This window comes from Rhizobium sp. BK008, from assembly GCF_014197345.1.
GTDB lineage: Bacteria > Pseudomonadota > Alphaproteobacteria > Rhizobiales > Rhizobiaceae > Rhizobium > Rhizobium anhuiense.
In genome coordinates, this window is record NZ_JACIFK010000007.1 from 367,412 (window position 1) to 392,685 (window position 25,274).

The 25,274-nt window shown below is 62.3% G+C and carries 27 protein-coding genes and 2 tRNA genes; 21 read left to right on the forward strand and 8 right to left on the reverse strand.

The window, feature by feature from the left end:
* Nucleotides 1-91: 91 nt before the first annotated feature.
* Nucleotides 92-301: a cold-shock protein gene (locus FHT69_RS25925; protein WP_003545273.1), complete on the forward strand. Its 210-nt coding sequence runs from the start codon at nucleotides 92-94 to the stop codon at nucleotides 299-301.
* Nucleotides 302-550: 249 nt separating this feature from the next.
* On the opposite strand, the gene FHT69_RS25930 is transcribed toward FHT69_RS25925, so the two are convergent.
* Entirely contained in the window at nucleotides 551-1,051 is a 501-nt protein-coding gene (locus FHT69_RS25930; RefSeq protein WP_183906151.1) for a MarR family winged helix-turn-helix transcriptional regulator, read from the reverse strand.
* 58 nt (nucleotides 1,052-1,109) lie between these two features.
* On the opposite strand from FHT69_RS25930, the gene FHT69_RS25935 reads away from it, so the two are divergent.
* Together FHT69_RS25935 and FHT69_RS25940 are read left to right on the forward strand one after the other, a co-directional pair.
* Nucleotides 1,110-1,514, forward strand: a complete 405-nt coding sequence (locus tag FHT69_RS25935) for a GFA family protein (protein ID WP_183906152.1) — start codon at nucleotides 1,110-1,112, stop codon at nucleotides 1,512-1,514.
* Between the two features lie 118 nt (nucleotides 1,515-1,632).
* Nucleotides 1,633-2,076, forward strand: a complete 444-nt coding sequence (locus FHT69_RS25940; protein ID WP_183906153.1) for a nuclear transport factor 2 family protein — start codon at nucleotides 1,633-1,635, stop codon at nucleotides 2,074-2,076.
* 9 nt (nucleotides 2,077-2,085) lie between these two features.
* Here FHT69_RS25940 and FHT69_RS25945 read toward each other — a convergent pair whose 3' ends face one another.
* Nucleotides 2,086-3,288: an MFS transporter gene (locus FHT69_RS25945; protein WP_183906154.1), complete on the reverse strand. Its 1,203-nt coding sequence runs from the start codon at nucleotides 3,286-3,288 to the stop codon at nucleotides 2,086-2,088.
* A 132-nt stretch (nucleotides 3,289-3,420) separates the two neighbouring features.
* Here FHT69_RS25945 and FHT69_RS25950 point away from each other — a divergent pair, with 132 nt between their 5' ends.
* Nucleotides 3,421-3,978, forward strand: a complete 558-nt coding sequence (locus tag FHT69_RS25950; protein ID WP_097594915.1) for a TetR/AcrR family transcriptional regulator — start codon at nucleotides 3,421-3,423, stop codon at nucleotides 3,976-3,978.
* Nucleotides 3,979-3,986: 8 nt separating this feature from the next.
* Here FHT69_RS25950 and FHT69_RS25955 read toward each other — a convergent pair whose 3' ends face one another.
* Nucleotides 3,987-7,505, reverse strand: a complete 3,519-nt coding sequence (locus FHT69_RS25955; protein ID WP_183906155.1) for a hybrid sensor histidine kinase/response regulator — start codon at nucleotides 7,503-7,505, stop codon at nucleotides 3,987-3,989.
* Between the two features lie 320 nt (nucleotides 7,506-7,825).
* On the opposite strand from FHT69_RS25955, the gene mscL reads away from it, so the two are divergent.
* The 5 genes from mscL (at nucleotide 7,826) to FHT69_RS25980 (ending at nucleotide 14,076) form a co-directional block, all read left to right on the forward strand.
* A complete protein-coding gene (gene mscL / locus FHT69_RS25960) occupies nucleotides 7,826-8,263 on the forward strand; it encodes a large conductance mechanosensitive channel protein MscL (RefSeq protein WP_028756817.1) in 438 nt (145 codons plus the stop codon).
* A 120-nt stretch (nucleotides 8,264-8,383) separates the two neighbouring features.
* Nucleotides 8,384-9,550, forward strand: a complete 1,167-nt coding sequence (locus FHT69_RS25965; RefSeq protein WP_183906156.1) for a pyridoxal phosphate-dependent aminotransferase — start codon at nucleotides 8,384-8,386, stop codon at nucleotides 9,548-9,550.
* 185 nt (nucleotides 9,551-9,735) lie between these two features.
* Nucleotides 9,736-10,770, forward strand: coding sequence for a UDP-glucose 4-epimerase GalE (gene galE / locus FHT69_RS25970; protein ID WP_183906157.1), 1,035 nt, complete (start codon nucleotides 9,736-9,738; stop codon nucleotides 10,768-10,770).
* A gap of 206 nt (nucleotides 10,771-10,976) precedes the next feature.
* Entirely contained in the window at nucleotides 10,977-12,938 is a 1,962-nt protein-coding gene (locus FHT69_RS25975) for a putative bifunctional diguanylate cyclase/phosphodiesterase (protein ID WP_028756820.1), read from the forward strand.
* A gap of 85 nt (nucleotides 12,939-13,023) precedes the next feature.
* Nucleotides 13,024-14,076, forward strand: coding sequence for an enoyl-CoA hydratase/isomerase family protein (locus FHT69_RS25980; RefSeq protein WP_132573597.1), 1,053 nt, complete (start codon nucleotides 13,024-13,026; stop codon nucleotides 14,074-14,076).
* Between the two features lie 12 nt (nucleotides 14,077-14,088).
* On the opposite strand, the gene FHT69_RS25985 is transcribed toward FHT69_RS25980, so the two are convergent.
* Entirely contained in the window at nucleotides 14,089-16,149 is a 2,061-nt protein-coding gene (locus tag FHT69_RS25985; RefSeq protein WP_183903785.1) for an ATP-dependent helicase, read from the reverse strand.
* 107 nt (nucleotides 16,150-16,256) lie between these two features.
* Nucleotides 16,257-16,532 (reverse strand): hypothetical protein, encoded by a 276-nt coding sequence (locus FHT69_RS25990; RefSeq protein ID WP_132573593.1) that lies wholly within the window; start codon nucleotides 16,530-16,532, stop codon nucleotides 16,257-16,259.
* A 126-nt stretch (nucleotides 16,533-16,658) separates the two neighbouring features.
* On the opposite strand from FHT69_RS25990, the gene FHT69_RS25995 reads away from it, so the two are divergent.
* Nucleotides 16,659-16,919, forward strand: a complete 261-nt coding sequence (locus FHT69_RS25995) for a BON domain-containing protein (RefSeq protein ID WP_183906158.1) — start codon at nucleotides 16,659-16,661, stop codon at nucleotides 16,917-16,919.
* Nucleotides 16,920-17,014: 95 nt separating this feature from the next.
* Nucleotides 17,015-17,275: a hypothetical protein gene (locus FHT69_RS26000; RefSeq protein WP_132573589.1), complete on the forward strand. Its 261-nt coding sequence runs from the start codon at nucleotides 17,015-17,017 to the stop codon at nucleotides 17,273-17,275.
* 293 nt (nucleotides 17,276-17,568) lie between these two features.
* On the opposite strand, the gene FHT69_RS26005 is transcribed toward FHT69_RS26000, so the two are convergent.
* Both FHT69_RS26005 and FHT69_RS26010 read right to left on the reverse strand, forming a co-directional pair.
* Complete coding sequence (locus FHT69_RS26005; RefSeq protein ID WP_003545294.1) at nucleotides 17,569-17,811, reverse strand: DUF982 domain-containing protein; 243 nt, start codon at nucleotides 17,809-17,811, stop codon at nucleotides 17,569-17,571.
* A 315-nt stretch (nucleotides 17,812-18,126) separates the two neighbouring features.
* Nucleotides 18,127-18,201 (reverse strand) — tRNA-Thr (locus FHT69_RS26010).
* A gap of 153 nt (nucleotides 18,202-18,354) precedes the next feature.
* Between FHT69_RS26010 and FHT69_RS26015 the strand changes: the two genes are divergently transcribed.
* The 10 genes from FHT69_RS26015 (at nucleotide 18,355) to FHT69_RS26060 (ending at nucleotide 24,475) form a co-directional block, all read left to right on the forward strand.
* Nucleotides 18,355-18,549 carry a hypothetical protein gene (locus FHT69_RS26015; protein ID WP_097544972.1) on the forward strand — a complete coding sequence of 65 codons (195 nt, stop codon included), beginning with the start codon at nucleotides 18,355-18,357 and terminating at the stop codon, nucleotides 18,547-18,549.
* A gap of 107 nt (nucleotides 18,550-18,656) precedes the next feature.
* Complete coding sequence (gene murA / locus FHT69_RS26020; protein ID WP_028757476.1) at nucleotides 18,657-19,949, forward strand: UDP-N-acetylglucosamine 1-carboxyvinyltransferase; 1,293 nt, start codon at nucleotides 18,657-18,659, stop codon at nucleotides 19,947-19,949.
* A 95-nt stretch (nucleotides 19,950-20,044) separates the two neighbouring features.
* Nucleotides 20,045-20,476: a DUF2948 family protein gene (locus tag FHT69_RS26025; protein ID WP_097544975.1), complete on the forward strand. Its 432-nt coding sequence runs from the start codon at nucleotides 20,045-20,047 to the stop codon at nucleotides 20,474-20,476.
* Between the two features lie 118 nt (nucleotides 20,477-20,594).
* Nucleotides 20,595-21,893 carry a histidinol dehydrogenase gene (gene hisD / locus FHT69_RS26030; RefSeq protein WP_097544976.1) on the forward strand — a complete coding sequence of 433 codons (1,299 nt, stop codon included), beginning with the start codon at nucleotides 20,595-20,597 and terminating at the stop codon, nucleotides 21,891-21,893.
* Nucleotides 21,894-21,897: 4 nt separating this feature from the next.
* Nucleotides 21,898-22,371: a UPF0262 family protein gene (locus tag FHT69_RS26035; RefSeq protein WP_028757473.1), complete on the forward strand. Its 474-nt coding sequence runs from the start codon at nucleotides 21,898-21,900 to the stop codon at nucleotides 22,369-22,371.
* Nucleotides 22,368-22,853 (forward strand): low molecular weight phosphatase family protein, encoded by a 486-nt coding sequence (locus tag FHT69_RS26040; protein ID WP_183906159.1) that lies wholly within the window; start codon nucleotides 22,368-22,370, stop codon nucleotides 22,851-22,853. The genes FHT69_RS26035 and FHT69_RS26040 overlap by 4 nt, the downstream gene beginning before the upstream one ends.
* Before the next feature lie 123 nt (nucleotides 22,854-22,976).
* Complete coding sequence (gene infA / locus FHT69_RS26045) at nucleotides 22,977-23,195, forward strand: translation initiation factor IF-1 (RefSeq protein ID WP_003545338.1); 219 nt, start codon at nucleotides 22,977-22,979, stop codon at nucleotides 23,193-23,195.
* A 55-nt stretch (nucleotides 23,196-23,250) separates the two neighbouring features.
* Nucleotides 23,251-23,871: a Maf-like protein gene (locus FHT69_RS26050; RefSeq protein WP_028757471.1), complete on the forward strand. Its 621-nt coding sequence runs from the start codon at nucleotides 23,251-23,253 to the stop codon at nucleotides 23,869-23,871.
* A 32-nt stretch (nucleotides 23,872-23,903) separates the two neighbouring features.
* Entirely contained in the window at nucleotides 23,904-24,116 is a 213-nt protein-coding gene (yacG, locus tag FHT69_RS26055; protein ID WP_028757470.1) for a DNA gyrase inhibitor YacG, read from the forward strand.
* Nucleotides 24,117-24,399: 283 nt separating this feature from the next.
* Nucleotides 24,400-24,475: transfer RNA gene (locus FHT69_RS26060), tRNA-Phe, on the forward strand.
* A gap of 552 nt (nucleotides 24,476-25,027) precedes the next feature.
* Here FHT69_RS26060 and FHT69_RS33975 read toward each other — a convergent pair.
* Nucleotides 25,028-25,274: hypothetical protein (locus tag FHT69_RS33975; RefSeq protein WP_210304345.1), on the reverse strand; the 247-nt coding region annotated here is incomplete at its 5' end.

Here is a 25,274-nt window from a genome sequence, read left to right on the forward strand (position 1 = left end):
TGGCGAACTTCCTCCAAAATCGGTTTTCATCGCCGCTTGGGCATCTGTCCGGGCTGCATTCTTCTATGAACGATTCGAAAAGGATATCGTCATGAGCACTGGTACCGTAAAGTGGTTCAACGCAACCAAGGGCTTCGGCTTCATTCAGCCGGATGACGGCGCAGCCGACGTTTTCGTCCACATCTCCGCCGTTGAACGTGCTGGCATGCGCGATCTCAAGGATGGCCAGAAGCTGTCTTACGAGCTCGTCCGCGACAACAAGTCCGGCAAGATGTCGGCAGACCGCCTCCAGGCGGCCTGAGCCTTTAAGGCTTTGAATATCATCTCCGGATCGTGACCACGGATGTACTGGCACGGTTCGTTGAGATAGCAGGGGAGGTCGGGTTAGCCCGGCCTTTTTTTGTTTCTGGCTGGCAGATGCTGTGCTCTTTCCTAAGAAATGCGTCCGCGACACTCCCTCTGCGGCCACGGCACGACCTCAAAGAATCTTTCGCACCACCAATTGAATTCGCCGCCAGCGACAACAAGCCTCGCAAGGCAGCTAAACCACTCAACCTCCACCCGTCTCACCACCCTCCAGCATCTCCATCACCCGCGCCATCACCGCCCGCGCCGCATCGAGCTCGGCTGCCGTAAACGCGGCACCCAGCCCGTCCGCCCATCCGGCCTGCGCGATCTCGATGACGCCGAGCCGTGCGGCCCCTTCGGCCGTCAGTCGCACCAGTTTGGCGCGCTGGTGCTGCGGGTTGTCGGCATAGGCGATCAACCCTTCGCCCTCCAGCACATCGGCAAGCCGTTGCACGCCTTGGCGGGCGAGGCCGAGGGCGCGGGCGATCTGCGCCACCGACATGTCGCCGCGCCGCGCTGCGGCCAGCACCTGCCAACGTGCGCTGGTCTGTCCCGCCGGCTTTGCCAGCTGGTCGCCGGCCGCCGTCAGATGGCCGGCGAGGCGAAGGGCGGTGATCGCGAAAGCGGAAAAGGCGTCCCCTTCCATCGTTCGCTCCGGTCGATTTTGTTTGACAACATGTTGTCTATTTTGTATCTCATCCATAGTGACAACATATTGTCATATTGGAATGGCAAAGGCAACGCCGAGGGAGGAGAGCGCCATGAAGAAAACCTACAGAGGAAGCTGCCATTGCGGCAAAGTGCACTACGAGGTGGACATCGACCTTGAGGAAGGCACCGGCCGCTGCAATTGCTCGATCTGCACCAAGCGCCGCTATTGGGGCGCCAACGTCAAGCCGGAGGATTTCCGGCTGATGTGCGATCCGGTGGAAACGACCGATTACCAGTTCAACACCATGAGCGGTCATCACCGCTTCTGCCGCACCTGCGGTGTGTCAGCCTTTGGCGACGGTTATGTCGAAGCGATCGGCGGCGCCTATGTCTCGATCAACATCGCCTGCCTCGACGATATCTCCCCTGAGGAACTGGCAGCACTGCCGGTCCGTTATTACGACGGCAGGCACGATGCCTGGTGGAACGAACCTGAAGTGACGAGTTATCTCTGAAGCAATTCCAGCAAGACTGCGCAGCAGTTTTGCCGGAGTTACGCAAACCGAGAACCATCCCTGTCGGATCGTCGTCCTCCCCTTCGTCCTCTGTCCATAACGGAGAAGGAGAACGATCGTGAAAGACGAAGCGAGTGCCAGGATCGAGGAAGAGGCGATCATCGCCATGCTGATGATGCGCGCCAAGGCGCTGGGCGAAAAGAATGCCAAGGACGCGCTTTCTTACGAGGCGGAGGATTCCGTCGAGTTTTCGCTGGCGCCGCCGCTTGCCTATTACGGCCAGGACGAGGCGGGTCTGCAGGCCTGGTTCGATACCTGGGAAGGCCCGATCGGCGGCGAGGTGCGCGATGCCAAGCTGACGGCCGGCGAAGATGTCGCCTTCTGGAGCGGCCTCATGCGCATGACGGGAACCAAGACCGATGGCGCCGAGGTCGATCTCTGGTTTCGCCAGACGCTGGGCCTCGTCAAACGGGATGGCCGCTGGCTAGTCGCCCACCAGCACGCCTCGGTGCCCTTCGCCATGGATGGCAGCGGCCGGGCGCTGCTCGATCTCAAGCCCTGAACTGCGTCCTCAGGCGGCGCTCTCCGCCACCCTGCGCCGGTCGGCGCGAATGCTCAACAGTCCGGCGCCCATCAGCAGCAGGATTGCCGTCGCATAAATGTCGGTCGTCAGTGCGTAACCGGCTGATTTCGCCAGGAACCCGGCAAGGATCGCCGGCAGGCTGAAGGCGAGGTAGCTCTGGACGTAGAAGGCCGACAGCAGCCCGGCCCGCTCGTCCGGTTTGGCGAGGGGCATGATCGTGCCGATCGAGCCGAGGAAATTGGTGCCGAAACCGGCGCCGGTAAAAATCGTGCCGACGAGCAGCAGCGGCACATTGGCGAGATGCACGCCGGCAACGACGGTCAGGATGCCGAGTGTCTTGGCCGACACGCCGAAACCGAGATTGGCCGAGGCCGTCTTGCTGCGCCTGAGATAGACGGCGACCGCCCCGCTCACCATCAATGCGGTGACGACGGCCCCGCCCGTCAGCGGCGCCCGGCTGCCGGTGGTGGTGGCGACCAGCGACGGCACCAGGGAGAGATAGAAGCCGGCAAGCGTCCAGTTGGCGATGTTGATCGGCGTCACCAGCGAGAGCGGCCGCTTCACCTGCGGCGGAACGGTGACCCGCGGGATCAGCGAGCCTAGCGCGCCGGGTCGTGTGGCCCCGCTCTCGCGCGTCAGCCAGATGGCGGCCGCCTGTAGCGTGAAGGCGACAAGCAGCAGTGCATAGACCAGATGCATCGGGAAGGGGCCGTATTGGATCAGGGCGCTGGTGCCGACCGCGCCCACCGCCATGCCGGAAAGCGGCGCAATCGAGTTGACGATCTGGCCCTTGGCCCGGTCGACATCGACGAGCGCCGCTCCGAGCGAAGCGCCGGCGATCCCGGTCGCCAGCCCCTGGACGATCCGCGCCGCAATCAGCCAGCCGGGGCCGCTGGCAACGACGAAGAGGACCATGGCGATGATTTCGAGCACCAGGGCGAAAAAGATCACCGGCTTGCGGCCGAGATGATCCGAGATCGAACCGGCAGTCAGCAGTGCCGCCAGCAGCGCGAAGGCGTAGACCGCGAAGATCACCGTGATCAGCACCGGCGAGACGGAGAAGTTTTCCTGGTAGATCCGGTAGAGCGGCGTCGGCGCCGCGGAGGCGCCGAAGAAGGTGGCGAGCGTCAGCGCATGAAAGCCGATCGCGGGGCGCGGCGAATTCTCTGTGGATTTGGCGGCGGCGACCATATATAAGCCCCTTAAAGCTAAACCATTGCTTTAGCCTATGTAGAGCCGGCTTTTTGTAAAAGCAAATTATTTGCATTAATAGATCTGTCAAAGATTTTGAACCATCGGCGTAAAAGGGGGAGAGTTGCGCGCATGACAGTGAAAGAGAATCTCCGACCGGGCGGCCGAAGCGCCAGGGTCCAGGCGTCGGTGCACAAGGCGGTGCGTGAGTTGATGGCTGAGATGAGCCGTGCCGATGTGACGATCCCGCTGATTGCCGGCAAGGCGGGGGTGACGCCGTCGACCATCTATCGCCGCTGGGGCGACCTGCAGGAACTTCTCGCAGATGTCGCCGTCGATCGGCTGCGGCCGGATATGCAGCCGGTCGATGCCGGCAGCGGCAGAGCCGATCTTCAGGCCTGGGCCGAGCAATATGCCGAGGAAATGTCCTCCGGGCCGGGCCGCGAGATGATCCGCGACGTGCTGGCGGCGCAGGCCGGCGCAAATGCCTGTAAATGCGCTGAATTTACCCGCCAGCAGATCGGTCTCATCGCCGAGAGGGCGAAGGCTCGCGGCGACGCCTTTCCGGATGTCGACCGGGTCATGGACCAGGTGGTGGCGCCGATCATGTACCGCATCCTGTTCGGCGATGTGCCGGATGCAGCACGCGTGCGCGATCTCGTCGCCCGTGTCATGGGCGCGGCGCTGTAAGCGGTCTCTTACTCAGCGGCGGCGCGCTTGAGGCCTGATATCTGGGTGATATAGGCGCGCAGCGCCGCTGGCCGCACGGGTTTGTGCTGAACGGCGATGCCGAATCGCTCGGCCTCGCTGCGCACCTCCGGCGTCCGGTCGGCGGTGATCATCAGGGCAGGGATATCGGCGCCGAACTGCCGGCGCAGATGCAGGATGGCGGCTATGCCGGTGCCGTCGCCGAGATGATAATCGGCGATGACGATGTCAGGCGGTCCTCCCTGGCCGTCGCTTGATATCACGTCGGCGAGGCAATCCAGCGCCTCCACCTCGCAGCCCCAGCCGCTGATCAACAGCCGCATGCCTTCGAGGATCTTCGGCTCGTTGTCGATGCAGAGGATCTTCAGTCCGCTCAGCGGCTGCCCCGGACGGTCGGCGGGCGTGACTGCCGCTACGGCCGCGGCCGGGCGCGAGACGTCGAGCGGCATGGCGATGCGGAATTCCGTGCCCTTGCCATGGGTCGACTGCAGTTCGACCGGATGGTTGAGCACCCGGGCGATGCGGTCGACGATCGATAGGCCGAGCCCCAGGCCCGAGGCGGTTTTGGCGCCTTCGTCCAGCCGCGCGAATTCCTTGAACACCGTGCGGAATTTCGATGGCGGAATGCCGATGCCGGAATCGATCACCTGGATGATCACCTGGTTGCCGCGCCGCCGCGCGCCGACCAGCACCTTGCCGGTGATCGTGTATTTGATGGCGTTGGAGACGAGGTTCTGCACCAGCCGGCGCAAGAGGTTGGGGTCGGAGCGGACGCGCAGCGACGTCGGCATGACCACCAGTTTCAGCTGTTTTTCCCGCGCGATCGGCGCAAAATCGGTCTCGATACGCTTGAGCAGGTCGGAGAGCGCGACGGCGGCGAGCCGCGGCCGCATGGCGCCGGTATCGAGCCTTGAAATATCGAGCACCGCGCCGAGAATGGTCTCGACCGATTCCAGCGCCGAATCGATGTTGCGCACAATCGGGCTGTTGTCGGATTGCGCCATGCGCTCGACCAGCGCCGAGGAATAAAGCCGGGCGGCATTCAGTGGCTGCAGGATGTCGTGGCCGGCGGCCGCGAAAAAGCGTGTCTTGCCGATATTCGCCTCGTCGGCGGCGGCGCGTGCCTCGCCGAGTTCGCGGTTGACGCGGGTCAGCTCGGCCGTGCGTTCGGCGACGCGCTGCTCCAGCGTCTCGTTCGCCTGTTTCAGCGCCTGGTCGGCAGTGACGCGCTGGGTGATGTCGGTAAAGGTGGCGACGATGCCCTTGTCCGGCATGGCGTTGGAGCGCACCTCGATGATCCGCTCGCCGCCGTCAAGCACCAGCGAAAAGGGTTTGTCGAGCGTCAGGAAATGCCGCACCGTCTGGCTGAGATCGCCGGGCGCGATATCGCCGCGCTGGCTGAGCGTGGTGACGATCTCGGACAGGGGAAAGCCGACCTGCCCGGCGCTTTCCGGCAGATCCAGCAATTGCCGGAAGCGCCGGTTCCAGATCGTCAGCCGGTTGGAACTGTCGAAGACCGCAATGCCCTGGTCCATCTGCGACAGCGCCGTCTGCAGCATGTCCTGGTTATATTGCAGCGCCTCGCTCGCCTGGTCGAGCAACCAGGCGGTATCGGAAGAGGCATCTTCGATCTTCTGCAGGATCAAGGACAGCACCAGCCGGGCCGAGGACGAGCCGATGGCGCTGCCGAGCAGCTGTTCGCTGAAATGGATGAGCGCCATATCGGCCGGCTGCTCGTCCTCCAGCTTGCGGCCGGAGCTTTGTTCATAGGTGGTGAACGAGCGCTGCATGCGCTCTTCGCCGAGATAGCGCGAAATCGCCGCTTTGAGGTCGCCGACGCTGATACGGGTCTTCCAGCCGCGCGTGGCAAATTGCGAGCGCGAATGCCGCTTGACGAAGATTCCGGCCTGAATGCGCTCCAGCGGCCTGGCATTGCGGGTGAGCGAACCGACGATGAAGAAGGCGGTGTTGACGAGCAGGCTCATGACAGTCGCATTGACCAGCGGATCGGCATCGGCTGCGGTGAACAAGGTGGTCCCGGGAAAGATGAAGCCGAGCACGGCGCTTGCCACATAGGAATAATCAGGCCCGCCGAGCGAGGGCAGGAACAACAGGTACACCCAGATGATGAAGCCGGAGGAAAGCCCCAGGATCGCGCCGCGCGCATTCGCCCGCCGCCAGATCAGCCCGCCGAACAGCGCTGGGGCGATTTGCGCGATCGCGGCAAAGGAAAGCAGGCCGATCGAGGCAAGGCCGGCGGTGCTGTCGGTCGAACGGTAATAGGCATAGCCGAATAACAGCACGGCGAAGATGGCGCTGCGGCGGATGTTGAGCAGCGTCTTGGCGAAATTGTCGCGCAGGCTGGCGCGGCCGGCGAGTTTGCGCCGGAGGAAGATCGGCATGATGATGTCGTTCGACACCATGATCGACAGCGCCACGGAATCGACGATGACCATCGCCGTTGCGGCCGAAAAGCCGCCGATGAAGATGATCAGCGAAATGACGGGCATCTGACCGGCAAGCGGCAGCGACAGCATGTAGAAATCGGCATTGCCGGCGCCGCCGAAGGTCAAGAGCCCGCCGATCGCCACCGGCAGCACGAAGAGATTGATGACGATGAGATAGGTAGGAAACAGGAAGCCGGCGAGTTTCAGCTGTTTCGGCGTCCGGTTTTCGACAACCGTCACGTGGAATTGCCGCGGCAGCAGGATGATCGCGAAGGCCGACAACAGGATCAGGGTGATCCAGCGGCTGATCGGCGTATGGTAGCTGAGCGCCGACATGACCAGTTCGTTGTCGACGGTCTTCTGCCAGAGATCGGTCGGGCCGTCGAAGAGAAACCAGATGACGCAGACGCCGGCCGTCAGGAAGGCGAAGAGCTTGACGACGGATTCCATCGAGACGGCGAGGATCAAGCCGTCCTGGTGTTCGGTCGCATCCGTATGCCGCGTGCCGAACATGATGGCGAAGCAGGCAAGCACCAGCGTCGCGAGGAGCGGCAGGTCGAGGAAGTAGAGATTGCCGCTGCCGATGCCGTAATCGGACGGATTGACCATGGCGCTGACGGTGCTCGAAATTGCTTTCAGCTGCAGCGCGATATAGGGAATGGCGCCGATCAGCGAGATCAGCGCGACGATCGTGGCGACCGTCGGGTTCTTGCCGTAGCGCGCGGCGACGAAGTCGGCCACGGAGGTGAGCTTTTCCGCCTTGGCGAGCTCGATGATGCGGCGAAGCAGCGGCATGCCGAGCGTGAAGACCAGGATCGGGCCGATATAGATGCCGGCAAATTCCAGCCCCCGCTGCGCCGCAAGCCCGACGCTGCCGAAATAGGTCCAGGAGGTGCAGTAGATCGCAAGGCTCAGCGCATAGACCACCGGCCATCCGCCTTCCAGCGTGCCCGGGCCGAGCATGCCCGGGCTGCGGTTCTTGCGGTCGCCATAGCTTGCCACGGCAAAAAGCAGGAGCAGATAGCCGAAGGCAGACGCGAATATGACCCAGCCTGGAAGCATTGACCCTCCGCCGGCGGAAAACCCGCCGGGACCTCCCGCAACATTGGTCAGCTTAAGTTATTTCAGACGCTTTGAAAATTCCCGGCCGTCTAGGCCTTAAGTCATAGGCCGCGAAGGGTATCGGCGAATAATTGCGATTGCCGATTGATGAATTGCAATGAAGGTGCAGCTACTGCATAATTCCTCAAATCGAAATTGATTAAGAATAAATTATGCGTCAATTCAAAGCGTTGCAGCCTCCTTCACGAGGCTGAAGAGAGGCGTGACGCTGTAATAGACAGTTGCATATCTTTGAAATGCATCGAAGGGAGACGGATCCGATGCTTAACGAGTTCAAGGCCTTTATCGCCCGTGGCAATGTCATGGATCTTGCCGTCGGCGTCATCATCGGCGGCGCCTTCGGCGGCATCGTCAAATCGCTGGTCGACGACCTGATCATGCCGATCGTCGGCGCCATTTTCGGCGGCTTCGATTTTTCGAATTATTTCCTGCCGCTCTCGTCTGCCGTCAACGCGCCGTCGCTTGCGGCCGCCCGTGCGCAGGGAGCGGTGTTTGCCTATGGCAGTTTCCTCACCGTCCTCATCAATTTCCTCATTCTCGCCTGGATCATCTTCCTGATGGTCAAGGGCGTGAACATCCTGCGTGCCCAGGTCGAGCGCCAGGAAAAGGCCGCACCGGAAGAGTTGCCCCCGCCGCCCGCAGACGTGCAGCTGCTGACCGAAATCCGCGATCTGTTGGCCAAGCGCCCGACGGCTTGATCGGCTGGAGCCCGTCCGTTCCGGCCGGGCTCATTCATCACGAAAATCGATATGCCATCACTGGATATCATGGGATTTGCCGACGCAAATCCTCTATGAAGGCGAAAACCGGAGATATGCATGTCGATCTTGAGCAGCCTTAGCCCGCGCGCCGTGGCGGCGCCCGAAAGCGGGATCGTCGAAGTCGTCAATTATGCCCGTGGCCGTGAGGGCCTGCTGCCGCTCTGGGTGGGGGAAGGTGACCTGCCGACGCCGGATTTCATCAGCAAGGCGGCGATCGACGCGCTGGCGGCAGGCGAGACCTTCTACACCTGGCAGCGCGGCATTCCGGAGCTTCGCCAGGCGCTTTCGGATTATTACAGCAGACATTTCGGAATCCGGCTTCCGGTCGAGCATTTCTATGTCGCCGGCTCCGGCATGCAGGCGATCCAGATCAGCGTGCAGGCTCTGACCTCGCCGGGCGACGAAACGATTTACCTCACCCCCGCCTGGCCGAATATCGCCGCCGCCCTCGAGATCGCGGGCGCACGCTCGGTCGGCGTTCAACTGCAGTTCGAAGGCGGCAAATGGGCGGTCGATCTTGACCGCATCGAAGCCGCGATCACGCCGAAGACCAGGGGCCTGTTCATCAACACGCCGTCGAACCCGACAGGCTGGACGGCAACCAGGAAGGACCTTGGTGATCTCCTGGCGCTGGCCCGCAAGCACGACCTCTGGATCATGGCGGATGAGATCTATGCGCTCTATTATTATCCAGGCGGTCGTGCGCCCTCTTTCCTCGACGTGATGGCGCCTGATGACAAGGTCATCTTCGTCAATTCCTTCTCGAAGAACTGGTCGATGACCGGCTGGCGCGTCGGCTGGATCGTCGCACCCCCAGAGATGGGCCAGCTGCTCGAAAACCTGATCCAGTATTCGACATCGGGCGTCGCGCAGTTCATGCAGAAGGGCGCGGTCGCAGCCCTCAACGACGGCGACGATTTCGTGCTCGCCAATATCGCCAAGGCGGCCCGTTCCCGCGATATTCTCTGCGATGCGCTCGTTGCCACCAACCGCGTCGAGACGCTGAAGCCGGATGGCGCGCTTTACGCCTTCCTGAAGATCGACGGCGTCACTGACAGCCGTCACGCTGCGCTCGATATTGTCGACAAAACAGGCGTCGGCCTTGCCCCCGGCACCGCTTTCGGCCCCGGCGGCGAACTCTTCCTGCGCGCCTGTTTCCTGCGTGACCCCGCCCAGGTGACGGTCGCCGCCGAGCGTCTCTGCGACTATATCCTCAAGCTCTAACGGGACGATTTTGTGCCGGAATCGCCGGATCGATAAAACTCTAGCAAAGCCCTAAATCGGCCTCTAACCACGACTCCAAACATACCGGTTCAAAGGCGCTCGAACGGCCATTCGATAAGAAAATTGGAAAGAAAAACCGGCGCCTGATGCCCCTGCTTATAAAAACGAAAGCAGGGATGTGGGACATGGCGGTTTTGGTGACGGGCGGGGCCGGATATATCGGCAGTCACATGGTTTGGGCGCTGCTCGATGCGGGCGAGGATGTGGTCGTGCTCGACCGTCTCTCGACGGGCTTTCGCTGGGCCGTGGCGCCGGCGGCGCGTTTCTATCTCGGCGACATTGCCGATCCCGACATATTGAAGAAGATCTTCATCGAAAACGATGTCGAGGCGATCATCCATTTCGCCGGCTCCGCCGTCGTGCCAGTCTCCGTCGCCGATCCGCTTTCCTATTACGACAACAATTCCGGCAAGACCCGGGCGCTGCTGAGTGCTTCGGTCAAGGCCGGTATCCGCAACTTCGTCTTCTCCTCGACGGCGGCCGTCTACGGTCAGCAAAAGTCGGACCTGCCGGTGAAGGAGACTGCCTCCCTCAATCCGGAAAATCCTTACGGCCAGTCGAAGCTGATGACCGAATTCATGCTGCGCGATGCCGCCGCCGCCTATGATTTCAACTATGTCGCGCTTCGCTATTTCAACGTCGCCGGCGCCGATCCGCACCACCGCGCCGGCCAGTCGACCTCAGGCGCCACGCATCTCATCAAGGTCGCCTGCGAGGCAGCGCTCGGCAAGCGCGACAGCGTCCATGTCTACGGCATCGACTATCCCACGCATGACGGCACCGGCGTGCGCGACTACATCCATGTCAGCGATCTCACGGATGCTCATCTGAAAGCACTGCAGCATCTGCGCAAGGACAAGGGCTCGCTCGTCGCCAATTGCGGTTATGGCAGCGGCTATTCCGTGCTCGACGTGCTGAACATGGTCACCCGCCTGCACGGGCATTCCTTCAAGATCCACATGGCGCCGCGGCGCGCCGGCGATTCGGCCAGCGTCGTCGCAGACGCGTCGCTGGCAAGGCAGGTGCTCGACTGGAAGCCCAGATACGATTCGCTGGAAACCATCGTCCAGAGCTCGCTCGACTGGGAATTGTTCCTGTCGAACAAGGGCGTCGACGATCTGCAGAGCATCCACCGGGCACTCGCCGCCGCGTCGTTCTGAGCGGCGCACGACAGCGCCGCGCGTCTTTTCAGACGCGCAGGATGCTGTAGCACTTTGAACTGCTGCATCACTCCTTCAATCGATCTCGATTGAAGGAGTGATGCAATAGCCTGTTTATATCCCCCGCCTGCGGGGTCGCATGCCGTTACGTGAATAAGGAAAAATCAGGCTTTCTCTGGCTGGCTCGGGCCAACGGAAAAGAGAAGATGAAGAAATTTCTGGCCGCATTGCAGCTGCAAAAGGACAATCCGACGCTTCTGACGGCGCAGTTCCGGGCCCTGTCGTCACAGATTCCCATTCTCTATGTGCTCCTGATCATCAACGCCCTTGCGGTGGCGATCACCCACCTCAAATCCGCACCCCTCTGGCTTTCGCTCTATATTCCCGTCGCCCTGAGTGTCCTCTGCGTCTTCCGTCTCTGCTGGTGGGAGATCCGGGGCAAGGAAAACGTCACCGCCGAACGGGCCTATAAGCTGATGAAAGTGACAATGGTCGGGGCCGGCGTCCTGACTTTCGCCTTCGGCGGTTGGGCGATCGCGCTTTATCAATATGGCGACGCCTCCCAGCAGGGCCAGATCGCCTATTTCCTCGTCGTCACCGGCATCTCCTGCATCTTTTGCCTGATGCACCTGCCGATGGCGGCGGCACTGACCACGGTGATCACCTTCTCGGCCATGATTGCGACCTTCATGTTCTCGGGTAATCCCGTTTTCGTCGCCACCGCCGTCAGCGGCCTGTTCCTGATCCTGCCCTTCCTCAGGGTGATCAACAGCTATTTCCAGAATTTCGTCGGCCTCGTGCAATTGACCGAGGAGCTGAAGCAGAAGCAGGCGGAGGCCGAGGAACTGAACCTCGTCAACAGCCGCAACGCGCTGCATGACCAGCTGACCGGCCTTGCCAACCGCCGCAGCTTCTTTCTCTCGCTGGAGAAACGGCTGCAGAAGGACCCGTCCGCGCCGCCCGTCCTCGGCATTCTCGATCTCGACGGCTTCAAGCCCGTCAATGACGTCTTCGGCCATGCTGCGGGCGATCTCGTGCTCAAGGAGACGGCCCGCCGCTTCGTCGCGCTGGTCGGCGAAGAGGGCATCGTCTCCCGTCTCGGCGGCGATGAGTTCGGTATCATCTTCCCCTGTTCGATGACGCGCCAGGCGATCGCCGATCTCGGCCAGGCGCTTTGCGCCGCGGTCCGCGAACCTTACGAAATCCCCGACGGCTCGGTCCGCGTCTTCGGTTCCTGCGGCATCGTCTATCCCGATATCGGCGAGTACACGGCCGAGGATCTCTACGAGAAAGCGGACTTCGCTCTTTACCAGGTCAAGAGCAAGCGCAGCAGCGGCGTCGAATTCTTCTCGCCCGACCACGAGAAGATCCTGACGCAGCGCCACCTGATCGAACTCGAACTGCAGGCGAACGACTTCGCCAAGGAATTGAAACTGGACTATCAGCCGATCGTCGAATTGAGGAGCGGCCGCGTCGTCGGCTACGAGGCGCTCGCCCGCTGGGACAGCGCCCGCTTCGGCCGCATCAGTCCGGAAGCCTTCATTCCCGCTGCCGAGCGCACAGCGGTCATCGGCCGCATGACCCGCATCCTCTTCGCCAAGGCGCTCGAAGCGCTGGCGATCATTCCCAGGCATCTCAGGCTGTCCTTCAATCTCTCGGCGCGCGATATCTGCGACCACGAGACCTCGATGGCGCTGCTTGCCATGATCACCCGCTCTGGCATCGATCCGAAGCGGATCGAATTCGAGATCACCGAGACCGCACTGCTCTCCGATTTCGACACCGCCGATCAGGTGATCACGATGCTGCGCGCCGCCGGCATCTCGATCGCGCTCGACGATTTCGGCACCGGCTATTCGAGCCTGAGCCATATCCACCGTCTCGGCTTCGACAAGCTGAAGATCGACAAGGCCTTCGTGATGAATTTCGATCGCGACGCTCGTTGCATGAACATCACCCGCTCGGTCGCCAATCTCTGCCAGAACCTCGGCATTGCCTCCGTCGCCGAAGGCGTCGAAAGCGAAGAGATCGCCGAAGGATTGAAGGCGATGGGCGTTCGCCTGGCGCAGGGCTATCATTTCTCGCGGCCGCTGCCGCTGGAACTTGCCATCGACTACGCCGCAAGGTGCGATGCCGCGGCCTCCGCCCGCAATTCACTGTCTGCCTGAACAATCAAATTCGCGACCGGTCGCAAAGCGACTGGAGCGAAGCTGGATCGTCGTCTATTCATGGTCGTAACCGAGGAGGTAAACCATGCAGGACGGCGAAGTCATCATTGAACGGCGGGGCACCGCAGGCGTGATCCGGCTCAACCGGCCGCGGGCGCTGAACAGCCTGACGCTGCCGATGATCCGCGCGATCACCGAGGCGTTGCAGGCTTTTGCCGGAGATTCCGAGATGGCAAGCGTCGTGGCCATGGGCGAGGGCGAACGCGGCTTCTGCGCCGGCGGCGATATCCGCGCCCTGCATGAGAGCGCCCGCGCCGGCGATGGCCTGGCGGCAAGCTTCTGGCGCGAGGAATTCCGCCTCAACCATCTGATCGCCTCCTACCCCAAACCCTATGTCGCGCTGATGGACGGCATCACCATGGGCGGCGGCGTCGGCCTGTCGTCGCACGGCCGCCACCGCATCGTTACCGAGCGCACGCGGCTTGCCATGCCCGAAACCGGCATCGGCTATGTCCCCGATGTCGGCGCCACCTGGCTGCTGCCGCGTAGCCCCGGCGAAGCCGGAACATGGCTCGGCCTGACCGGCCTCGATATCGGTGCCGCCGATGCGATCCATGCCCGCCTCGCCGACCTGCAGATCGCCTCGTCGCGGCTCGGCGCGGTGATCGATGCTCTGTCGACCCTGCCGCGCGGCAGTTCGTCCGGCGATGTCGATGCCGTCTTGCAGGCGCTTTCCGAGTCTCCGGGAGAAAGCCGGCTCAGGCAGAACGCGGCGACGATCGATCGCGCCTTCCGTTTCAACAGCGTCGAGGAGATCCTGGCCGCACTTGCCGGAGAGGAAGGCGACTTCGCCGCCGAGACGCGTCGGGTGCTGCTGACGCGGTCACCGACCAGCCTGAAGCTCGCTTTGCGGCTGCTCAGGGCCGGTCGTGGCAGCGCCTCGCTCGCCGAATGCCTCGGCCGCGAACTCGGCGCCTGCCTGCAGATGCTGGATAATCCGGACTTCTTCGAAGGCATCCGCGCCGCCGTCATCGACAAGGACCGCAATCCGAAATGGTCGCCCGCGTCAGTCGAGGCCGTGCAGGCCGCAACAATCGAGCATTTCCTGAAACCGGCCGAGCCGCCGCTTTCGCTCTGATCTGTCCTGGGCCTATCGCCACATGCCGCGCATGCGGGCGCCGACATCGATGCGCACCTGCCGCGCCTGCGCTTGAGCGGCGGTCTGCGATTTCACCTGCGGCCAGCTGCAGGCCTCGAAGAACTGCAGCAGTGTCGCGGGAATGAAGCGGCTGCGTGAGGCATAGACATGCCGGTCGCCCTGCGAATTCTGCCCATAGGTGAAGAAGCGTTGCGGCACGACGAGGTCGAGGCCATCCCGGGCGCGCGTCATCGCCACATAGAGCAGCCGGCGCTCCTCCTCGATTTCGGCGGTGGCGCCGACGGCGAGATCGCTCGGAATGCAGCCGTCGACGACGTTCAGCATGAAGACCCGCGTCCATTCCTGGCCCTTGGCGGAGTGGATGGTCGACAGGATGAGGTAGTCGTCATCGAGGAGCGGCACGCCCGCCTGGTCGCTGGTCGCATCCGGCGGATCGAGGGTGAGTTCGGTTAGAAAACGCTCGCGTGAGGCATAACCGCTGGCGATCTGCTCGAGCTGCAGCAGATCGGCCTGGCGCGTCGCGGCGTCCTCATGCAGCCGTTCCAGATGCGGCACGTACCATTGCCGCGCCAGACCGATTTCCGCCGGCCAGCCGGCCTTGCCGGTCTTCAGCTCCTGCAGCATCGAAACGAAATCAGTCCAGTCCTCGCCGGAGCGCGGCGGGGCCGGCATGGCGGCAAGCGCGGATAACGGGCTGGCATCCTCGGCCATCAGGTCGAGCGCCTTCTGCGCCGTCGACGGCCCGACGCCCGGCAGGATCTGCATCAGCCGGAAGCCCGCCACCCGGTCGCGCGGGTTCTGCGCGAAGCGCAGCGCAGCCAGCATATCCTTGACATGCGCGCTGTCGAGAAACTTCAGCCCTCCGAACTTGACGAAGGGAATGTTGCGCCGGGTCAACTCGACCTCAAGCGGCCCGCTGTGATGCGAGGCGCGGAACAGCACGGCCTGCTGCTTGAGCTTGAGACCTTCTTCGCGGTTGTCGAGCACCATGTCGGCAACGTAGCGCGCCTGCTCGGCCTCGTCGCGCACCGTCACCAGGCGCGGCCGCTCGGACGATTGCCGCTCGGTCCAGAGATTCTTGGTGAAGCGCTCCGAGGCAAGATCGATGACAGCGTTGGCGGCCGCAAGGATCGGCTGCGTCGAGCGGTAGTTGCGGTCGAGCGTGACGATATCGGCGGCCGGGCTGAAGGCGGCTGGAAAATCGAGGATATTGCGCACCGTCGCGGCACGGAAGGAATAGATCGACTGCGCATCGTCGCCGACGACGGTCAGCCCCTGGCCACCGGGTTTCAGCGCCATGAGGATCGAGGCCTGCAGCCGGTTGGTGTCCTGATATTCGTCGACCAGCACATGGTCGAAGCGGCTGCCGATATCCTCGGCAATGACAGTCTCGCCGACCATCTGCGCCCAGTAGAGCAGCAGGTCGTCGTAGTCGAGCACGTTCTGGCTCTGCTTGGACTCGACATAACAGGCGAAAAGTTCGCGCAGCTGTTTCTCCCACGCCGCGCACCAGGGAAAGGCGTCGCGCAGCACGAGATCGAGCGCGGTTTCCGAATTCACCGCCCGGGAATAGATGGCAAGACAGGTGCCCTTCGTCGGAAAGCGGCTTTCCGTCTTGGAGAAGCCGAGGTCGTGCCGGATCAGGTTCATCAGGTCGGCACTGTCTTCGCGGTCGTGGATGGTGAAATCCGGATCGAGGCCGATCTGCTGGGCGTAATCGCGCAACAGCCGCGCGCCGATGCCGTGGAAGGTACCCGACCAGGAAAGCGCGTCGGCCATGACGCCGGCATTGGCACCAAGCACATCGCGGCAGATGCGCTCGACGCGCCGCGCCATCTCGGCGGCTGCCCGGCGCGAGAAGGTCATCAGCAGGATGCGGCGGGGATCGGCGCCCTTGACGATCAGATGGGCGACCCGATGCGCCAGCGTATTCGTCTTGCCGGAGCCGGCGCCGGCAATGACCAGCAGCGGCCCGGCAATATGGCTGCCGTCGGTGAGCGTGCCGTGCTCGACGGCCATGCGCTGCTGCGGATTGAGCTTTTCGAGGTACATCCAGCCGTCCGGTCGGGCTCCCGCAGAATCACTGGGGAAAGATTAGATGTTCCTTGAATGTTCGCGATTGCCCCCGCTGTCAAGCGCCGCGCTACGTCGAGCACGCCTCAATCGGGGAAATCCGGGCCGACCACGCGCCGCACCAGTTTCAGGCTGCGATCCGGCTGGAGAATATAGGTTTCCTCCACCCGCTGGCCCGTCCCGTTGTAGAATTGGTGATGGACGGCGCTGCCGACCGGCGATTTGGTGAGCTTCGTTCGCGGCTGGCCGCCATAGGTAATGCTGCCGGGAATGGGCTCCAGCGCCGGGCTATCGGCCGAGGAGCAGCCGGCAAGCAAGGCCGCGGTCAACAAGGCTGATAGAAGCGCTTTCATCGTCTTCATCCCTCTTTCGACTGCAGCCAGATATGGAAATCGCCACGTCTTTCGCCAAGGGCTGGCCACCCGGCCGCAACGAAATGCCTCGCCGCGGCGTTAACTGATATCTACCAACATCAGGAGACGGTCACGGTGCTCGGATTTCCAGCATTCACCGACCATGAGGAGTCCCGCCGGCAGGGCCACAGCGATGCGGCGACGCGCGCTTCGGTGGAAAGCGCCCTTCATGCTGCCGGCGATATCGAAGCGGCGGACATCATCGTCAGCATATCGGGCGCCTATGTCGTCCTGGAAGGTTTCGTGCGCCGGCGGAGTGATGTCGAGCGGGCCGTCGAGGTCGCCGAGGGCATCGTCGGCCGAGGTTATGTGCGCGGACGCCTGCTACGACGCTAGCCGGCCCGCGTGCCCTCCATGTCTTGCGGCGCATGACGGGAACCAAAATGCCCTCCCGCGGGTTGAAAGGCCGGACCCAAACGCTGGAGAACCTCATGCAGTCGCTTCTTCGCATCTCCGCAATGACCGTGATAACAGGCGGTGTCCTTGCCGGCTCCGCCCATGCCTCGCTGGAAACCGGCACAAATTATTCCGCTTTGCCGAAGGACCAGATCGCCCTCAACGAATATACCGGCGCCGTCGCCTGCCAGCCGGCAGAGCCACACTATCTCCCTTCCTTCATCCGCGCGGCGGACGGTACGATCATCGGCGTCGGTTATGTCGAGGTCGAGGACGAGGGCGGCGCGGACTGCTGAAAACATGAGGACTTGCTCGGACGAGGCTCGCCTGCGTCTCCGCAGAGGGTACGAGCCTCTAACCATCATCATGATGGCTGGGTATCTTCTATGAAGACACCTGTACCAGGCGCAACGCCTGTTGCACCAAAACCCGGCGCGAGTTCGATGCAGGGTTAAGCAAAATTAAAACATTGTTCCGTTCCGGCACGTTCCGTTTACCGAAACGCCGGGAACGGCCGGAAATCCTGAGCGAAGTGCAGCGCATAACCCCGAAAATCGAAATCGATTTTCAAAAAGGATTTTGCGCCGGTTCAATGCAGCTTCAGCTTCGCCTCTTCGGCTGCCGCCAGAAACTCGGCTCTTGCCTCTTCCACGCTCTTGCGCCCGTCGAGCGCTGCCCGGCAGGTGCTGCGGGCCTTGATGTAACGAAGCCCGCGCATACTCGGCCAGAGATCCGCCAGGCACTTCAACGCATCGAACGGACCATTGACCGTTCGCGCATCGGCACCTTCGAAACCGACCTTGACCGGGCTGTTCCATCTTTCAGTTGCCATCGATACTCCTCCACGATTGTCGACAGAAACGACGTGCAGTATCTCCCAGTTCCTCCGGGGAGACTCCGCTATGATAGGCATTCTAGCGCGATTTTTGCGGTCAACAATGGTGAATCGATTATTGCTGATGAGACGAAATGTCAGCCTGCATGGCCTTCCCGGCTCTCGTCAGATGGCTGCCCTGCGAGAGGTTGGTGAAACGGAGAGCGTGCGGCCGGGTCCCTTCGCCCCGTTTACGGGGAGAAGGTGGCGGCAGTCGGATGAGGGGCCGGCCTCGCCGAGTGAGCAAAATGATTCCTAATACTGAAAGAAAACTGGTGCTGCCGAGTGGGATTGAACCACCGACCTCACCCTTACCAAGGGTGTGCTCTACCACTGAGCTACGGCAGCAGGACCAGATCCGCGCGAGCCGGGGCTCAATCGCGGGAACGGGGCGGCTATTGCCACAGCTTGACGGCAAGCGCAAGCAGCAAATTCCAACTTCGCGTGGATTGCCATGCAAGGGCCTTTTGGATCCGCGCGAATTCGGCTAATCCTTTTGGCATGAACGACAAGACCGAAACCGGCCAGCAGAGCCGCAAAGAGGCAATCGAGGCACAGGCGAAACTGCGTCGCGAGCGCGCCGCTGAAAAGCTCAGGGAAAATCTGGGGCGACGCAAACAGCAGGTGCGCGCCCGCCGTTCGGGCCAGGCCGACGAAACAAATGGACTGCCCGCCGCAAAAATGGACGAATCGTAATGTTCCGTCCCGGACGAATTGAAGCGTCGTCAGAAATCCCCTAAACACTCCACTCCTTATTCCAAGGCAGAACTTTCAGGAAAGGCGGGCGCGGCCCGTAAGCGCACATGGATCGTATCAGAATCGTCGGCGGTAATGAGCTGAATGGCATCATTCCGATTTCCGGCGCCAAGAATGCCGCACTGCCGCTGATGATCGCCTCGCTTCTGACCAGCGATACGCTGACGCTCGAAAACGTGCCGCATCTGGCCGATGTCGAACTCTTGATGCGCATCCTCGGCAATCATGGCGTCGATGTCGCCGTCAACGGCCGCCGCGAGCGCCAGGAAGATTCCTACGCCCGCACGATCCATTTCACCTGCCGCACCATCGTCGATACGACAGCCTCTTATGAGCTGGTCTCGAAGATGCGCGCCTCCTTCTGGGTCATCGGCCCGCTGCTCGCGCGCGAAGGCCATTGCCGCGTGTCGCTGCCGGGCGGCTGCGCCATCGGCACCCGCCCCGTCGATCTCTTCATCGAGGGTCTGACGGCGCTCGGCGCGACGATGGACATCGATGCCGGTTATATCAACGCCAAGGCGCCGGCCGGCGGCCTGATCGGCGCGCGCTACACCTTCCCGAAGGTCTCCGTCGGCGCCACCCATGTGATGATGATGGCGGCAACGCTTGCCCGCGGCACGACGGTTATCGGCAATGCCGCCCGCGAGCCCGAAGTGGCCGATCTCGCCAACTGCCTGAACGCCATGGGCGCCAAGATCACGGGCGCGGGGACTGCGACGATCACCATCGAGGGCGTCACCTCGCTCTCCGGCGCCCGTCACCGCGTCCTGCCGGACCGCATCGAGACCGGCACCTATGCCATGGCCGTCGCCATGACCGGCGGCGACGTCGTGCTCGAAAATACCGATGTGGCGCTGCTCGAGACCGCGGTGGAAACGCTGCGCCGGGCCGGCGCGGAGATCTCGTCGACCAACAACGGCATGCGCATCAAGCGCAACGGCGCCGGCATCAAGCCGGTCGATATCGTCACCGATCCCTTCCCCGGCTTCCCCACCGATCTGCAGGCGCAGTTCATGGCGCTGATGACCCGTTCTTCCGGCGTCTCGCACGTCACCGAGACCATCTTCGAAAACCGCTTCATGCATGTGCAGGAGCTTGCCCGCCTCGGCGCCAGGATTTCGCTCTCCGGCCAGACGGCGAAGATCGAAGGTGTCCAGCGCCTGCGCGGCGCGCCCGTCATGGCGACCGACCTGCGTGCCTCGGTTTCGCTCGTCATCGCCGGCCTTGCCGCCGAGGGCGAAACCACGGTGTCGCGCGTCTACCACCTCGATCGCGGTTTCGAGCGGCTCGAGGAGAAACTGACCCGCTGTGGCGCCATCGTCGAGCGCATCAGCGAGTAAACGCGCCCTTATCCCGGTTGCGTAATCCGCTGCGGCATCTTATTTCCCTTCTGACGCATCGCCATTCCGGCGGTGCCCGCGGGGGATGAGGCTGAATGACCGACCTGAAGCTTGTTGCGCTCGATGACGAGGACCTTGCGGTCGTTTCCGCGCATATGCAGGACAGTGTCTTCAAGGTCGGAGACATCGACTGGTCGCCGCGCGACGCGCAGTTCGCGCTTGCCGTCAATCGTTTCGTCTGGGAAGGTGCCGAGCGCAAGCGCCGGGGTTTCGAGCGCCGCCGTGCTGCCCTGGTCTTCAAGCGCGTGCTGGCCGTCCGGTCGCTCGGCATCGATCGTGGCAAACGCGACGAGGTGCTGTCACTGCTGGCGCTGCGATTCGAACCGAAAGGCGAGGGGCCGGATGGCACCGTCGAGCTGTCGCTGTCCGGCACGGCCTCGATCGCGCTCGATGTCGAATGCATCGAGGTCCAGATGGCCGATATCGGCGGCGCCTGGGAGGCCTCTTCCAAGCCGCGTCACCGCTAGTGCATGTCGCCCGGAAGTGTGCAGTGGTTCCGGGATAACGGCATGCAGAAAAAGAGCTTCAGTGCTTGACGCCTGAAGTTTGAATATCGCAGTTTCGAGTTGAGAGGGAATATCGGCCTTGGCAATCTGGCTGGATCAGGCATCGGAAGGTTTCGAGCAGCATTTTGCCGCCTTTCTGACGACCAAGCGTGAAATCTCCGAGGATGTGAACACCGTCGTTCGCGCCATCATCGATGATGTCAGAGCCCGCGGCGACGTGGCGCTCGCCGAATATTCGCTGAAATTCGACGGCATCGATTTCGCCACCGTGCCGATGCGCGTCACACCAGAGGAGATCGACGCCGCCGTCGAGGCGGTGCCTTCGGAAGTGCTGGGCGCGCTGAAGCTTGCGGCACTGCGCATCGAATCCCATCATCGCCGGCAGCTGCCGAAGGACGATATCTACGAGGACGACATGGGCGTCGGCCTCGGCTCGCGCTGGACGGCGATCGAAGCGGTCGGGCTCTATGTCCCGGGCGGCACGGCGAGTTATCCGAGCTCGGTGCTGATGAACGCCGTGCCGGCCAAGGTCGCCGGCGTCGATCGCATCGTCATCGCCGTTCCCGCCACCGGCGGCGCCGTCAATCCGGCTGTGCTTGCCGCCGCCAAGCTCGTCGGCGTCACCGAGATTTATCGTGTCGGCGGCGCCCAGGCGATCGCGGCTCTTGCCTATGGCACCGAGACGATCGCCCCGGTCGCCAAGATCACCGGCCCCGGCAATGCCTATGTCGCTGCCGCCAAGCGCCATGTCTTCGGCACCGTCGGCATCGATATGATCGCCGGCCCCTCCGAGGTGCTGGTCATTGCCGACAAGGACAACAATCCGGATTGGATCGCTGCCGACCTCCTGGCGCAGGCCGAACACGACGTCAGCGCCCAGGCGATCCTGATCACCGACGATGCCGCGTTCGGCAAGGCGGTGGAACAGGCGGTCGAACGCCAGCTGAAGACGCTGAACCGCGCCGAGACGGCGGCGGCGAGCTGGCGCGATTTCGGCGCGGTCATCCTGGTCGCCGATCTGAAGGATTCCATTCCGCTGGCCAACCGTATCGCCGCCGAGCATCTGGAGCTCGCCGTCGCCGATCCGGACCGGCTGCTCGATGGCATCCGCAATGCCGGCGCGATCTTCATCGGCGCCCATACGCCGGAAGTGATCGGCGATTATGTCGGCGGTTCGAACCATGTGCTGCCGACGGCGCGTTCGGCGCGCTTCTCTTCCGGTCTTTCGGTGCTCGATTTCGTCAAGCGCACCTCGATCCTGCGCCTCGGCCCGCAGCAGCTGCGCAGCCTCGGCCCGGCGGCGATCGCGCTTGCGGTTTCCGAAGGCCTCGATGCCCATGCGCGGTCGGTCGCGATCCGCCTCAACCTCGAAAGGTGAGGGCATGGCGAAGGGCGAATTCCGGCTTTGCGACGTCGTCCTTGACGATACGATCGGCCGTTCGACGCCCGACGTCGAGCATGAACGCGCTGTCGCCATCTTCGATCTGATCGAGGAGAATAGCTTCGAGCCGCTCGGCCACGCCGGCGGGCCTTACCGGCTGAACATCTCGCTGGTCGATTCGAAGCTGGTCTTCGCCATCACCACCGACGAGGGCGGCGGCGTCGCCACCCATATCCTGTCGCTCACCCCTTTCCGGCGGATCGTCAAGGATTACTTCATGATCTGCGAGAGCTATTACGAAGCGATCCGTTCGGCGACGCCGAGCCGCATCGAGGCGATCGACATGGGCCGGCGCGGCATCCACAATGAAGGTTCGCAGACGCTGAAGGACAGGCTCGCCGGCAAGATAGAGATCGATTTCGACACCGCCCGGCGCCTTTTCACGCTGGTCTGCGTGCTCTACTGGCGCGGATGACGGCAATGGATCGTGCCGCCGACATCGACGAGGGAAAGCGGCCGGGCGCCATCCTCTTCATGTGCGGGATGAATGCCATCCGCTCGCCGATGGCCGAAGCGATCGCCCGTAGCATTCTGCCGGCCAATACCTATATACGATCGGCCGGCGTTCGCGCCGGCGAGCGCGATCCCTTCGTGGATGCGGTGCTGGAGGAGATCGGGCTTTCCCTCGGCCGCCGCCAGCCGCAGACGCTGGAAGAGCTCGAGGACGATTATTTCGATCTGATCATCACCCTGTCGCCGCAGGCCCATCACGCGGCGCTCGAGTTGACCCGGTCGAATGCGATCGATGTCGTCTACTGGCCGACGATGGATCCCACGGTTGCAAGCGGAACGCGCGAGCAGATTCTGGGAAGCTACCGCGAGGTTCGCGATCACCTGGCCGGCCTCATCGAAAGCCGGCTACTCAAGCGAAATGGCATCGCCGCGCAATCGGCATGAAAACAAATAAAGGAAAGCCTGATCAACAAGGTTCACAAACCATCGTTGATTGTGTAGTTTCCGCCCAAATTTTCAAGGCGCGCCCTGCGCTGCCTATTCAACCCACAGGAAGAAAACACTTATATGCCTAAAGAAGAAGTCCTCGAATTCCCGGGAATCGTCACCGAACTTCTGCCGAATGCGACGTTCCGCGTGAAGCTCGAAAACGAACACGAGATAATCGCCCATACCGCAGGCCGCATGCGCAAGAACCGCATCCGCGTTCTCGCCGGCGACAAGGTGCTGGTGGAAATGACGCCCTACGATCTGACCAAGGGCCGCATCACCTACCGTTTCAAGTAAGCTTGCCCAAGGCCCTGCAAGGCTTTTTCTCCCGTCTGCCGATGGTCGAGGTTCCATGACGCTGAAATACAAGCTCATTCTGGCCTCGGGTTCGCCCCGTCGCGTTGACCTGCTCAACCAGGCCGGCATTGAGCCTTCGCGCCTGATGCCGATGGATATCGACGAGGCGCCGAAGAAGTCGGAGCATCCGCGTTCGCTGGCCCGCCGGCTTTCGGCTGAGAAAGCCGAAGCCGCCCTTGCCGCCATCAAGGGCGATATCACCTGGAAGGGCAGCTATATCCTGTCTGCCGATACGGTGGTCGCCGTCGGCCGGCGCATTCTCGGCAAGGCCGAGTTCGCCGACGAGGCGTTGAGTTCGCTGCATCTGCTGTCGGGGCGCAACCATATGGTCTACACCGGCGTTTGCCTGGTGACCCCGGATCGCAAGATCCGCCAGAAGATCGTCGAGACCAAGGTCCGCTTCAAGCGGCTCTCCGGCTTCGAGATCGAGAACTACCTGGCCTCCGGCCAGTGGCGCGGCAAGGCAGGCGCCTACGGCATCCAGGGCCTCGCCGGTACCTTCGTACAGAAGATGGTGGGCTCCTACACCAATGTCGTCGGCCTGCCGCTTTATGAAACCATTCTGCTTTTGACCGGCGAAGGCTTCGATGTGCATAGCCGGTGGCCCGAGGGCTGAGCCCGACGGCCGATCCTATAGGACAGACCGATATGCCTGAAGACAAGAAAGCGGCCGCCAAGGTCGAACCGCTGCGCAAGGCGCGCCCTTGCCCCGAATGCGGCAAACCTTCCCACCGCGAACACTACCCCTTCTGCTCCAACCGCTGCCGCGAGGCCGATCTCTCCCGCTGGCTGACCGGCGCCTATGCCATCCCGGTTGCCGACGATGAGGCCAAGGCCGATTATCCCGATGAGGAAAACTAATGCATGTCGCCCAAAAATGCGCAGCGGTTTTGGGAGAACGACATGCATAGAAATAAAGGTCTAAAACGCGAGGAGCGGATCTGAAAGATTGCGACGCGCTTTAGAGCACTGCACCCGCGAAGCTCTTATATTTCCTCATGAATCCGCAAAGCCGGCAAGACCGTCAAAAAAGAGTCATTTGACGCTTGCCATGGCCGAACAAGATGCTATAACCCCGCTCGCTTCCGGGGCGAACCAAGGCCCCGCGGTTCTTTTCCTGAAAGGGGCCATCGGAAGCAGGTTAGCCCAGGTAGCTCAGTTGGTAGAGCAGCGGATTGAAAATCCGCGTGTCACTGGTTCGATTCCGGTCCTGGGCACCATTCAGTCTCTTAAAGCCAGTCTCATATGTTTGGTCTCGGAATAGCGGCGAGATTTTAATGGCTTAGCCCATATGTGCGTCCGTCTTTTCCACCTTTCTCAGCCTTCTGCATGTCATTCTCCACCTTTTGCCGGCTCGTCTCAGGTGGCTGTCGTCAGTAGCCAATAGCTCGCATCAGTTGACTTGCGCTTTCTTGAGACAGGTTCGCCTGTCTCGATCGACTCTGCTGCACCTGCGGAGAGCGCAAAAGGGCGTCTGCCGTGATGCCCTCCTCGATCAGTCAGCACGGCGCGGTTGAACGCCATCGGCGCCACCCGATTTCGCCGACGTAGCGCGTCCGCTGTTGCGCCGGTGATGGAGTTCTCTCATCGCCGCGGCGATTCTTTCAAGAATGAAAGGGTTTGCAAGCAACGATGAATGGACCGCAAAACGAAATCAATAGAAGCTTGCCGAACTTCGTGACGTCGCCTCGTGATCGCGCGAAAACTGGGAGGAGATCAGGTGAAAGTCGCTCGGCATTGACGCCGTCTATGAAGTTCGCGGACTTAAGTCATCAAATAAGGCACTGAAAAAGCATGCATTTCGTGCGAGGCAGTGCAGCGGGGAACGACAGGCAAATTGCCAGCGTCGAGATCGCCGCGATAGCTTTACGATGATTTTCGACCTTTTTTGCTGGCACCCTGACGCCTCTTTTTGGCCAGGGCGCTGGAGCTCCGGCGTGAGGAGGGTGCAGCCGGGCACCGCTTTGTGGAGGAAGTGAAATGAAAAAGTTTATCCTGGGCACTGCGATGGCGCTCGTC